Source organism: Bacillus sp. FSL M8-0077, assembly GCF_038050255.1.
In the GTDB taxonomy this organism is placed as follows: domain Bacteria; phylum Bacillota; class Bacilli; order Bacillales; family Bacillaceae; genus Bacillus; species Bacillus altitudinis.
Genome location: NZ_JBBPAF010000001.1, coordinates 184,470 through 196,568, shown reverse-complemented (window position 1 = coordinate 196,568; position 12,099 = coordinate 184,470). Strand labels below are relative to the sequence as shown.

General features: G+C 43.0%; 11 protein-coding genes and 5 tRNA genes. All 16 read right to left on the bottom strand.

Features of this window, described 5'->3' with window-relative positions; translation table 11 throughout:
- Positions 1–86 precede the first annotated feature (86 nt).
- Positions 87–851 carry an ABC transporter permease gene (locus NST57_RS01110; RefSeq protein WP_341297845.1) on the bottom strand — a complete coding sequence of 255 codons (765 nt, stop codon included), beginning with the start codon at positions 849–851 and terminating at the stop codon, positions 87–89.
- Positions 848–1,765, bottom strand: a complete 918-nt coding sequence (locus NST57_RS01105) for an ABC transporter ATP-binding protein (protein WP_341297844.1) — start codon at positions 1,763–1,765, stop codon at positions 848–850. Before NST57_RS01105 ends, NST57_RS01110 begins: the two co-directional genes overlap by 4 nt.
- A 14-nt stretch (positions 1,766–1,779) precedes the next feature.
- Positions 1,780–1,971 carry a PLD nuclease N-terminal domain-containing protein gene (locus NST57_RS01100; protein ID WP_003217265.1) on the bottom strand — a complete coding sequence of 64 codons (192 nt, stop codon included), beginning with the start codon at positions 1,969–1,971 and terminating at the stop codon, positions 1,780–1,782.
- 157 nt (positions 1,972–2,128) lie between these two features.
- Positions 2,129–2,485, bottom strand: coding sequence for a DUF2200 domain-containing protein (locus NST57_RS01095; RefSeq protein WP_341297843.1), 357 nt, complete (start codon positions 2,483–2,485; stop codon positions 2,129–2,131).
- Positions 2,486–2,971: 486 nt separating this feature from the next.
- Positions 2,972–4,774: a glutamine--fructose-6-phosphate transaminase (isomerizing) gene (glmS, locus tag NST57_RS01090; protein WP_007498541.1), complete on the bottom strand. Its 1,803-nt coding sequence runs from the start codon at positions 4,772–4,774 to the stop codon at positions 2,972–2,974.
- Between the two features lie 578 nt (positions 4,775–5,352).
- Complete coding sequence (gene glmM, locus NST57_RS01085; protein WP_007498543.1) at positions 5,353–6,699, bottom strand: phosphoglucosamine mutase; 1,347 nt, start codon at positions 6,697–6,699, stop codon at positions 5,353–5,355.
- Between the two features lie 25 nt (positions 6,700–6,724).
- Positions 6,725–8,131 carry a CdaR family protein gene (locus tag NST57_RS01080; RefSeq protein ID WP_008344026.1) on the bottom strand — a complete coding sequence of 469 codons (1,407 nt, stop codon included), beginning with the start codon at positions 8,129–8,131 and terminating at the stop codon, positions 6,725–6,727.
- Positions 8,124–8,945 carry a diadenylate cyclase CdaA gene (cdaA, locus tag NST57_RS01075; RefSeq protein WP_008344027.1) on the bottom strand — a complete coding sequence of 274 codons (822 nt, stop codon included), beginning with the start codon at positions 8,943–8,945 and terminating at the stop codon, positions 8,124–8,126. Before cdaA ends, NST57_RS01080 begins: the two co-directional genes overlap by 8 nt.
- A gap of 203 nt (positions 8,946–9,148) precedes the next feature.
- Positions 9,149–9,775 (bottom strand): anti-sigma-W factor RsiW, encoded by a 627-nt coding sequence (gene rsiW / locus NST57_RS01070; protein ID WP_008344028.1) that lies wholly within the window; start codon positions 9,773–9,775, stop codon positions 9,149–9,151.
- A gap of 14 nt (positions 9,776–9,789) precedes the next feature.
- Positions 9,790–10,353 carry an RNA polymerase sigma factor SigW gene (sigW, locus tag NST57_RS01065; RefSeq protein ID WP_007498553.1) on the bottom strand — a complete coding sequence of 188 codons (564 nt, stop codon included), beginning with the start codon at positions 10,351–10,353 and terminating at the stop codon, positions 9,790–9,792.
- Positions 10,354–10,538: 185 nt separating this feature from the next.
- Entirely contained in the window at positions 10,539–11,450 is a 912-nt protein-coding gene (rocF, locus tag NST57_RS01060; RefSeq protein ID WP_341297842.1) for an arginase, read from the bottom strand.
- A 136-nt stretch (positions 11,451–11,586) separates the two neighbouring features.
- Positions 11,587–11,658: transfer RNA gene (locus NST57_RS01055), tRNA-Gln, on the bottom strand.
- Between the two features lie 4 nt (positions 11,659–11,662).
- Positions 11,663–11,747, bottom strand: a tRNA-Tyr gene (locus tag NST57_RS01050).
- A gap of 28 nt (positions 11,748–11,775) precedes the next feature.
- Positions 11,776–11,848 (bottom strand) — tRNA-Thr (locus NST57_RS01045).
- Between the two features lie 3 nt (positions 11,849–11,851).
- A tRNA-Val gene (locus NST57_RS01040) sits at positions 11,852–11,927 on the bottom strand.
- A 6-nt stretch (positions 11,928–11,933) separates the two neighbouring features.
- A tRNA-Glu gene (locus tag NST57_RS01035) sits at positions 11,934–12,008 on the bottom strand.
- Positions 12,009–12,099 lie beyond the last annotated feature (91 nt).

Sequence of the window (12,099 nt, the reverse complement as noted above, 5' to 3'; positions counted from 1 at the left end):
ATGATAATATGTATTTATGTCTTATTTTTTACTTACTAAATACATAAAAAACCCTTTAGATTTTCATATCCAAAGGGTACACCATGCTATAATTCTTGTTTTCTAAAAAGAAACCATCCGATGAGAAAAAAGAAACCAATCAATACCGATACACCTAGAAAGCTTGTAAGCGCCTGATCCGAATAAGTCCCTCTATGAATCATCTCCTCAGCCGCACTTGTGACGCCTTTAGGTGCAAACTTCCCTAATGTATCCTCATAAAACGAAGGAACGGTAAAGAGGATGAGGTTGATCAAAAGGGAAACGCCGCCCGCAGTCACTGAGCGCTTAAAGAAAGCCGATGCACAAATGGTCGACACCACAATGAGCAGTAGGTTTGGATAATACAAAAGCGTTCCTTTTAACACATTGCCCCAATCCACATGCCCAAATTGGATGTCCACATAATAAACGGAAGCAAGCACCGCCACTATCAAACTAAACAACGTTAAACAGGCATAGGCACATATTTTTGAGACATAATAACTCATTCGACTGATCGGTTTCACCATAATCATCGCCGTCACCCCAGAGGCACGCTCTCCAGCAATCGTCCCCATCACGATCATAATGAGGATAAACACGCCGAGCGAATCAAATTTACTCAATGCACTGGCTAAAGCCTCTCCGGCACTAGGCTCTGGTATATAAAATGTAGACCCTTCTGGTAAATGAGCCGATTTCGATAAAAGATCCGGCAGCATTTTGAGCGTAATAGGCTGCGTAATCATTAAAATCGTAAAAATGATCGGCACAAACAACATTTTATAACTAGTGAATAACTCCCTAAATTCCTTTTTCAACATCATCATGCCGTCACAACCTTCATGAAAATATCTTCAAGCGTCAGCTTAGATAATCGGTATTGGAGAAGAACACCGCCTGTTTCTGTGATGAGACCCGGCAGCTCCTTCAATGCCGTTTGTTGATCGTTGACTTGCACCTGATAAGCGTCTCCTGTCTCAATACATTCCTCCACCCAATCCCGCTCCTTTAACAAAGCCACTAGTTTCGTATTCTGTTGTTCTAATTGAAATTCAATCACGGGCTGGATATAGTCTTCTTTGATCTGTTTCATCGAAGAGGACATCTCAATTTTACCGCTGTTGATCATAATAATATGATCCGCCACCCTTTCAATGTCATCTAAAATATGGGTCGACATAAAGATCAGCATCTCATGCTTTAGACGCTCAATCAAAGTCAGGACGTCTTTTCTCCCCATAGGATCAAGTGCCGACACAGGTTCATCCAAGATCAGAACCTTCGGGCTGTTGATCAGTGCCTGCGCAATGGCAAGTCTTTGCTTCATGCCTCCACTATAGCTGCCAATAGCACGATCCTTCGCCTCATACACACGGCAAAGCTTCAACAACTCCTCTGTTTTGGAACGAATGATGTTTTTCTCTAAATGAAATAACCCGCCAACCCAATGCATCCATTCCTGCCCCGTCATATCCTGATAAAATGCAGGATGCTGCGGACAATAGCCGATCACATGACTAATGTCATCCATGTCCTTTGTCACATCCATACCTGCCACCTTCACAACGCCAGACGTAGGACGAGCAAGCCCCGTCAAAATCCGGATCGTCGTTGTCTTCCCCGCTCCATTGGCTCCTAAAAAACCAACACATCCAACCTCCCCAACAGAAAAAGAAACCTCTTTTAACACTTCATGCCGTCCATACGATTTCGTCAGCCCGTGACACTCCAACATATTCAAGCGAATCCCCCCTACTAAGATTGTTTACGACCAAAAATGAAATACGCAATAGGACCGGCACTCGCCACAAACACAATCACCAAAGCCCAAACCCACTTCACCTCTCCTCTGATCCTCGATGGATCTCTTTTCAACAAATCAAACAAACCAATCACCATTAAAATCGCTTGCAGCAAAATAAGAGGTAAAATCATCTTCATATCCATCCACGCCACTCCCTTTTCAAACGCCAATTTGTTTTGGTATTACTTCTTTTGACGACATGAAGAGTGAATTCGTTCAAATGGATTTTATTTTTATTGGTCGAATGGTCTATAAATATAAAAAAGCCCAGTGAGGGTTCACTGGGATCGCTTGTGATGTTCATGACGAATCTCGAAAAATCTTTTCCATTTTCTTTCCCTTCGCTAACTCATCAATCAGCTTATCTAGATAACGAATGTTCTGCATGGTCTCTTCCTCAATGTCCTCTACTCTAACACCACAGATGACTCCTTTAATTAAGCTGCGGGAAGGATGAAGCTCAGGAGCCTCAGCAAAAAAGGTTTCAATGTCTATCTGCTTGTCCAACTGCTCCTGTAACTCTGCGGGGCTGTACCCCGTTAACCAACAAATGATCGTATCAACCTCAGCCTTCGTTCGTCCCTTTCTCTCTGCCTTTGCGATGTAGAGAGGATAGACTTTTGCAAAGCTCATTGTGTAGATTTTAGGTTTGGTCATGTGTCTGCTCTCTTTCTTCGTTAAATAGTTAATCTGTCTTATCTGCACAAGGTGCGTTTGGCATTCTAATTCCATGTACTTAACACATTAAGTTAGCTATAAATACAATTTATAAACGATGATATAACCCTTTACTATTTCCCTTTTTATTCTCTTCATCTTTTTTGAAAATCCTATATTTTAAAAATTGAACAATACAAAATCCAAGGAATACACCTATTGGTCCTCCACTTGAGACAGGGCCACCAATTAAACAATAAGAAATGATAAACAATGCAATATAACCAATTAAGAAAAAAACAATTCCCCATTTTTCTTTTTTTACGTATCGAATAAAAATAATATTTCCTCCTTAAGAATGGCAAAATAGTATCTATCAATCAAAGTTCAGCTTAAATCTTTCAACTGCTAGTTCTATTGACACAAAAATACCCCTTTAGACAATTATATCTAAAGGGGTATCAAAAATCCGATTTTATTTAATCCCTATTCCACCGTCACACTCTTCGCAAGGTTACGTGGTTTATCCACATCACACCCGCGGTGAAGGGCTGCGTAGTAAGCGATTAGCTGTAATGGAACAACAGATGCAAGTGGTGCAAGTGCTGGGTGTACAGCTGGAAGGACGAAACGATCGCCTTCGTCTTCTAGGCCTTTTAGTGAGATGACACATGGGTTTGCGCCGCGTGCAACGACTTCTTTGACGTTACCGCGAATGCTGAGGTTCACATGCTCTTGCGTGGCAAGGGCAATGACCGGTGTGCCTTCTTCAATTAAAGCAATCGTACCGTGTTTGAGTTCTCCACCAGCAAATCCTTCTGCTTGGATGTAAGAGATCTCTTTTAGTTTGAGTGAACCTTCAAGGCACACATAGTAGTCAAGTCCTCTTCCGATAAAGAATGCGTTACGTGTCACTGTGAAGAAATCACGAGCGATTTGTTCCATTTCATCCTTTTGATCGACAAGGGCTTCCATTGCGTTTGCTACAATCCCAAGCTCTTTCACAAGATCAAAGTCAAGAGATTGACCATTTAATTCAGCTGCAACAGATGCAAGGATCGCAAGAACAGCGATTTGTGCTGTGTAGGCTTTTGTTGAAGCCACTGCGATTTCTGGTCCTGCATGAAGAAGCAATGTGAAGTCTGCTTCACGAGAAAGCGTAGATCCTGGTACGTTTGTGATCGTTAATGCTTTATGACCAAGTTCTTTGACTTGAACAAGTACAGCACGGCTGTCCGCAGTCTCCCCAGATTGAGAAAGGAAGATGAACAACGGTTTTTTCGATAGAAGCGGCATGTTGTAAGAGAATTCACTTGCTACATGGACTTCTACAGGTACTTTCGCCCAGTCTTCAATGTATTGTTTACCAACAAGTCCAGCATGGTAGCTCGTTCCGCAAGCCACAATATAGATGCGGTCTGCTTCTGCTACTGCGCTTGCGATATCGCCAGCGACTGACAACTTGCCGTTTTCGTCTTGATATTCTTGGATGATTTTGCGCATAACAAGCGGCTGTTCATCCGTTTCTTTTAACATGTAGTGAGGATATGTGCCTTTCTCAATGTCGCTTGCATCCAGCTCAGCGATATAAGAAGGACGTGTCATAATATCACCGTCAAGGTTTTTAATAATAACCTCGTCTTTAGTAACAATGACCATTTCTTTATCCATTAATTCCGCATATTCGTTTGTTACTTGAAGCATCGCCATTGCGTCAGAAGCCACAACGTTGAAATCTTCGCCGAAACCAACCAATAATGGGCTTTTGTTTTTCGCCACATAGATTGTTTCTTTGTTTTCGTTATCGAAAAGGGCAATTGCGTAAGAGCCTTTTAGTTGAAGAAGCGTTTGACGGAAAGCTTCCTCTGTATCAAGACCTCTGTTCACAAATTGTTCGATGACTTGAACAACAACCTCTGTATCTGTGTCGCTTTTTAGTGTGACGTCTTGTAAATATTCGCGTGTCAATTGTACATAGTTCTCGATGACACCGTTATGAACAAGCGTAAAACGGCCAGAAGCACTTTGATGCGGATGCGCATTTAGATGGCTTGGTACACCGTGTGTTGCCCAGCGTGTATGTCCAATTCCTGCTGAAGATGCCACGTTTGCATCAACGACTTCACGAAGCTCAGCGATACGTCCTTTTTCTTTGAACACATGCACGCCATCTTCGTTTGCCACAGCGATACCTGCTGAGTCATACCCACGGTACTCAAGCTTCTCTAAACCTTTTAATAAGATTTCCTTCGCATCATTCTGACCAATATAACCTACGATTCCACACATAAATATTCTTCCTCCCGATCATGTGAAAGGGACAAAGAAAGCCTACTAAAATAGAAGGGACATTTCTTCGTCCCTCTCTACATGTTTAATTTGGGAGATCATGTGTATTCCCTTTGTACAAAGAGTCACCTCTTTGCTTTAAAGAAACACTTACGGCTGTGATCTCTATATTTGATCAGCCGGGAGGCATCCGCCGAAAAATTCGATAACCTCCATCCTCGTCAACTAAGCATCTGTCGTTCGATCGCTTAGTTCGGGCGCTATAATTATAAGAGTGGCTGAACATCTACCCTGCCTTTCCTGCTAGAATAAAAATCCAGTAACACAAGGATGATTGTACTATAAGGTCTGACCTCCGTCAATCACAATTTAGCGGGTGATCCCTTTCATGTGAGAAAGTGAGACCTCCCTACACTATATGCGATGAGGCTTGTCACGTTCTACCTTTGATGTGCTCTCTTATGTATGAAAGCAAGCAGCAAATTGCCCTCGCTTATATCATTCGTACTAGACCAGCCTCTTATGACGTTTATTCGAAAAAAAAAGCAAACCGCTGCTTAGCGATTTGCTTTAATCAATTACTCAATACCCATTTCTTCTTTGACAACAGCCGTAATACGAGCCACGTATTCATCACACAGCTCTTTTGTTTTCGCCTCTGCCATGACACGTACAAGCGGTTCTGTTCCTGATGGACGAACAAGGATGCGTCCGTCACCGTTCATCTCTTTTTCAACCTCTTGGATCACAGCTTTTACTTTTTCATTTTCTTCCACTTTATACTTATCAGATACCTTCACATTCACTAGAAGTTGCGGGAATTTCTCCATTTCAGCTGCAAGCTCTGATAATGTTTTTCCTGTTGCTTTTAGTGTATTCACCAGCATGATTGCTGAAAGCATGCCATCACCTGTCGTATTATAATCAAGGAAGATCAAGTGGCCTGACTGCTCGCCTCCGACATTATAGCCATCCTTTTTCATCGCTTCGACCACATAGCGGTCACCAACAGCGGTTTGAATGCTCTTAATGCCTTGCTTCTCAAGCGCTTTATAGAAACCAAGGTTACTCATGACCGTTGACACGACCGTGTCATCCTTCAATCGGCCTTCACCCTTTAGATAACGTGCACATATGTACATAATTTGATCGCCGTCTACAATATCACCTTTTTCATCGACTGCAATTAAGCGGTCGCCGTCGCCATCAAACGCAAGACCAATATCCGCTCCTTTTTCTTTCACAAAAGCAGAAAGTGCCTCTGGATGAGTAGAACCTACGCCATCGTTGATATTCAATCCGTTTGGTGATGTTCCCATTGTTGACACATCTGCATCTAAATCTGCAAATAAATGTGTTGCAAGAGAAGATGTTGCACCATGTGCACAATCAAGCGCTACGTGAATGCCTGTGAAATCCTCGTCCGCTGTCTGCTTCAAGAATTGCAAGTACTTCTGACCGCCTTCAAAGTAGTCATTCACGGTTCCAAGATCGGCTCCCACTGGACGTGGCAATTCATCAACTGGCTGATCCATTAGCTGCTCAATTTCATTTTCCTGTTCATCTGACAGTTTAAAACCGTCACCGCCGAAAAATTTAATTCCGTTGTCTTGAACTGGGTTATGCGAAGCTGAAATCATGACACCTGCTTCTGCATCCATTGCCTTCGTTAAATAAGACACACCAGGTGTTGAGATCACACCTAAACGCATGACTTCAGCCCCAATTGAAAGTAAGCCTGCTACGAGTGCTCCTTCTAACATATGACCAGATACACGCGTGTCTCGTCCAACGAGTACCTTTGGACGTTCTTTATCCTTCGTGAGCACATAGCCGCCAAATCTCCCAATTTTAAATGCGAGCTCTGGCGTTAATTCGCTATTAGCCACACCCCTTACACCATCAGTTCCAAAGTACTTGCCCATGTTTCAATCGCTCCTTTTTTACCATTCAAGAGGACGCTGCGTCCTCTTTGTTATCTTCTTTGACCCGCTGTCTTTGACTTGATTCTTTTTTTGCTTTATCTTGTGTAGATTCCTTTTGACTCTTCTCTTCCTGATCATCATCGGATGATTGATCTTTCCGATCATTCGTAGAAGCCGGCTGATCTTCTGTATCAGTAGAAGTCAGTTTCACTTTGACCTTCGATCTAGATAATGTCCATGTCACATTTTGAGGGCCATTCACTTGTACTTTGACCTCATGTGTTCCTTCGTTTAAGTCCCCGACATTGATATAGGCTTCAATATCTGAAGCCTTTAGTTTATCAATTGCACTCTTTGATCCTTTTGCTGTTAGTGTGAGACGCCCAGAAGACGGACTCACAAATGCAGAGCTAAGATCCTTGCTCAGACCCACAACAGAAATTGGGACATTATCGATCTTTTTTTCTTCAGCTGTTGCAACCTTCACTTTGATCTTAACAGTTTCAGGTGATACCTTTTTCACACCATCTGGCAGTGGAATGTCGGCATCAATCTCTGTATCATCTTTAATCTTGCTTAGGTCGAGCTTAACGCCGTCAATAAAATCAAGTGCATCCAGCACCTTTTGAGAACCGTAGACTGTAACCTCACTTGGGCTTGTCTCGATGCTTGAGATACTGATCCCATCTGGCAAGCTGCCCGTCCGCTCAATCTTAAACGGAACTTTCTTGCTTGGACTCGTAATCGGGACCGTAATATCTACCACAGACGGACTCACTTCGACTGGTAGCTCATTCCCGCTGCTATCATACACAGTGAGCTTCGCTTCTTTCTCAATTTGCTGATCGACATCCTCTAAGTTCACAAATGCTTTAATGACAGAAATTTTGTCGATCACGTCTTTCGAGCCAGTAACCGTGACCTTTTTCGGATTCACAATAGGCTGTTCCGGTGAATAGCCGTCTTTGATTTTATTTTGATTATAAAATTCCGTTTCAACAGGGAATTCAGCTGTCGTTTTTTCTTGTATCGTCACAGTCGTCACAGACGGATTAATCGTTAACGTGATTCCTTTCGATACATCTCTTGCCTTCAATTCGACTTTATGTGTACCTGTCGTCAGGTTTTGCATATCTGCGTAAATTTCAAAATTTTTCGTTTGTCTTGCTGTTTTCACAGCACTAGTTGATCCTTTAATCGTGACATTGACTGTCTGCGGCACACCGGTGACTACATATTTTTCGTCGTCATAATATGCTTTAACAGGAATGTCCGTTAAGGTTGCTTCGTCTGTTGTCGATGTTGGGAAAAAGGATTCACCGATTTTTTTCGGCGTGGGCGCTTGCGCTGAATTGACTGCACCATACAGCAATAAAGCGAAGACCAATGCAAGAAACTTAACGGCCCAGCGATTATTCAAAATCTTATCCATTTTTCTTGCCCCTCCAATACCATTTGGTCGAGGAAGCATCTTTGCTGTTCTTACTAAACTCAGCAATCAGCATTTCTTCAAGCGCTTCTTCTGTCAATTCTCGATGGAGATCACCATTTCTTGCGACACTAATGCCGCCTGTCTCCTCGGAGACAATGACGGTTAAACTGTCCGTTACTTCACTAATACCAACTGCCGCGCGGTGACGTGTACCGAGCTCCTTAGAGATAAAAGGACTTTCAGACAGCGGTAAATAACACGCTGCAGCTGCAATCTCATCACGCTTCATAATCACAGCGCCGTCATGAAGCGGTGTATTCGGAATGAAGATATTAATCAGCAGCTCAGAACTGACCTTTGCATTTAAAGGAATTCCGGTCTCTATGTAATCATTCATTCCAGTATCGCGCTCAATCGTTAACAGCGCGCCTATTCTTCGTTTTGCCATATAATTAATTGCTTTTGTAATTGCCTCGATCGTTTTCTGCTGCTGTTCCTCTACAGGTGTTCCGCTTCTAGAGAAGAAACGGCCGCGCCCAAGCTGTTCAAGCGCTCTCCTTAGCTCTGGCTGAAAAATAATAATGATCGCAAGGAACCCCCACGTAATCGCTTGATCCATCAGCCATTGAAGTGTGTTAAGACCGAGATACGCACTTCCCATCCTGACGAGAACAATGACGACAATTCCCTTTAAAAGCTGAACCGCTTTTGTTCCGCGGATGACCATCATTAATTTATATATCACATACCAAACAACGAGAATATCAACAGCATTACCGAGGTACTGCAAAAAAGGAATATCCCCTAAAGCCATTTCCTCGTCCTCCAGAATTTTCAGTTATTCTTCGTTCGATTCATTTTTTATAAAAAAAGAGCCTATGTGTAAGTACATAGCGTGGCTATTATACCACATTTTGTTTCAGCAAGGAAAATAGTTGCCATATCTGGCTGGCATTCAAGTCTGTCCATCAATAGAAAAAGAGCAGTCCCTTAGAGACTGCTCTCAAACTGTTTGATTTACTTTTGCTCCTCTGGCCCAATGACCCGCATCACGTCTTGTGCTGTAGACTTCATTTTGTACCAAACCCAATCAAACACTTCATTAATTTCATTGATTTGACCAGTGACTTGTCCGGCAGAAGCAGTCAGCTGTTCTCCATTGACGACTGTTACGTTTCCATCAACCTTGCCTTCTACAATCAGCTTGCCATTTTTCACAGTGACGTCACCTTTGACGGTTTCCCCTTTAGGTACCGTCACTGTATCATTTTCAACCACGAGATTCGGCTGCTTTGACACACTGAAATTATGATCCGTATTCCAGCTAGTAAACAGACTGCCTCCCATCAATATGACAAAGAGGGCAGCGGCGACCATTAGCGGATGAGCTTTGATCCATCTTTGAATCGACACACGCTTTTTCTCCTTTGGAAGACCTGCCATCACCTTTGCAGTGAAATCAGATGGTGCTTCTATATGAGATGTACTCTGCACGAGCGCGATGGATTTCTCAATTTGTTGAAAATGAGTACGGCATTCCTCACACGATTGCAGATGGCTCTTTAATTCTTTTTCATCTTCGGGCTCTATGTCCCCGTCTAAATACTGATGCATAAGCAGGACGATTTTTTCCTGACAGCTCATCAAAATCACCTCACTCAAAGGTCTCTCAACTGTTTCCGGAGAGCCTCTCTACCCCTGTGTATTCTCGTTTTCACCGTACCAACTGGTATATTCAGAATCTCACTAATTTCTTTTAACGAGAGTTCATCAATATACTTTAATACGATGACCGATCGATATTTATCGGGTAATCTTAAAATTTTTTGCTGAATGGTGCTCGATAATTCAAGCGACACCACCTCGTCCTCTGGCAAAATGCCGTCAGCCGCAATTTGAGAATACATATTCAGTCCTTCTGTCCCTGCCACCTCTGCATCTAAATAATAATCCGGCTTTTTTTTACGAATACGGTCGATGGTCAGGTTGGTTGCAATGCGGTACAGCCACGTGGAAAACTTACGATTCACATCAAAGCTCTCAATATTCACATAGGCACGAATAAACGCCTCCTGCGCAATATCTTCTGCTTCATGTGCATTCCCAAGCATACGGTAGCACAGCTGATAAATTTTGTCTTTATACAGGTCTACGATGTCTGCAAATGCGTTCTGGTCGCCTTTTTTCACTTGCTTAATTCTCTTTTTAATCATTGTTTCCATAGTATATTCAACCTCTGCCTTCACCGGTCTTTATGTATACGAACCTCGTTCCAAAAGGTTTCATTCTCCTCTAAAAAATAGTGTAACAAATTTTTGACAGCATGTTACGCTTATCAGCCGGTAAAAACCTTAACATATCCTTAAATTTCCCCAAAATTAAAAAAAGAACGGGAACAAGTCCCGCTCTATAATAGCTTTTCACCCATTAAAGAACCTATTAATGCAACTGCCGCTTCTGCTGTTTTATTTTTCTCATCTAATACCGGATTCACCTCAACAAACTCAGCAGAAGTCAAAATACCTGCTTCCTCTAAAAGCTCCATTGCAAGATGACTCTCCCTATAACTGATGCCGCCAGCAACCGGCGTTCCCACGCCAGGGCACTCCGCTGGATCAAGGCCATCTAAATCAAGCGACAAATGAACACCATCTGTTCTTTCTTTTAAATACGCAATGGCTTCCTCCATTACTCTCGTCATCCCTAATCGATCGATTTCATGCATCGTATACACTTTAATGCCTTTTTCTCTAATCAATGCCCGCTCTCCTTCATCTAAAGAACGAGCACCGATCAAGATCACATTCTCAGGCTTTACTTTAGGGGTATAACCGCCAATATTGATTAGATCAGCATGCCCAAAGCCGAGACTGACAGCAAGCGGCATCCCATGAATATTTCCAGAAGGAGAGGTTTCCTCTGTATTTAAATCACCGTGCGCATCATACCAAATGACACCCAAATTTTCATAATGCTTGGCTACACCGGCTAGTGTACCAATTGCAATGCTATGATCCCCGCCTAAAATCAGCGGAAACGAACCTGACTGCACAATACTGCTAACCTTTTCAGCAAGAAGCTGGTTTGCGCCAGCGTTCTCCGTTAAGTTTTTCAGTTTTTCACTTGTATAGAGACCTTTCTCATCATCCCTTTGCTCAACAGGAATATCCCCTAGATCTTCAACATCAAATGAAAGCGATTCCAATTTTCCTTTTACACCAGCACAGCGAATGGCACTCGGCCCCATATCGACGCCTCTTCTCATTTGACCGAGATCCATCGGCACCCCGACAATCGTGACCTTCTTTTGATCTCCCATATGTACATCCCCTTTCCGTTCATGCTTATATTTTACTTTCTCGGTGCCTTCTGACTCAACTCAACAATATTTTGAATAGTTATACATTCCAATCGTCAAAATAAAAAAAGACACCTTTTTGAAAAAGGTGTCTTAACTGGGCTAGCTGGATTCGAACCAACGCATGACGGAGTCAAAGTCCGTTGCCTTACCGCTTGGCTATAGCCCAAAAATGGTGGAGGGGGGCGGATTCGAACCGCCGAACCCGGAGGGAGCGGATTTACAGTCCGCCGCGTTTAGCCACTTCGCTACCCCTCCACATATGGAATTGATAAAAGAAAAACAGTGCCGGCAAGAGGACTTGAACCCCCAACCTACTGATTACAAGTCAGTTGCTCTACCAGTTGAGCTACACCGGCATATGGTGGAGGATGACGGGCTCGAACCGCCGACCCTCTGCTTGTAAGGCAGATGCTCTCCCAGCTGAGCTAATCCTCCACATCATGGTGACCCGTACGGGATTCGAACCCGTGTTACCGCCGTGAAAGGGCGGTGTCTTAACCGCTTGACCAACGGGCCAATTTGTCAAGTTTACTGTTTCCGTGAAGCTGACAAAAGTTATTATATACAGGTTGTCCCCCTTTTGTAAAGGGGATTTTTATTTTTTTTA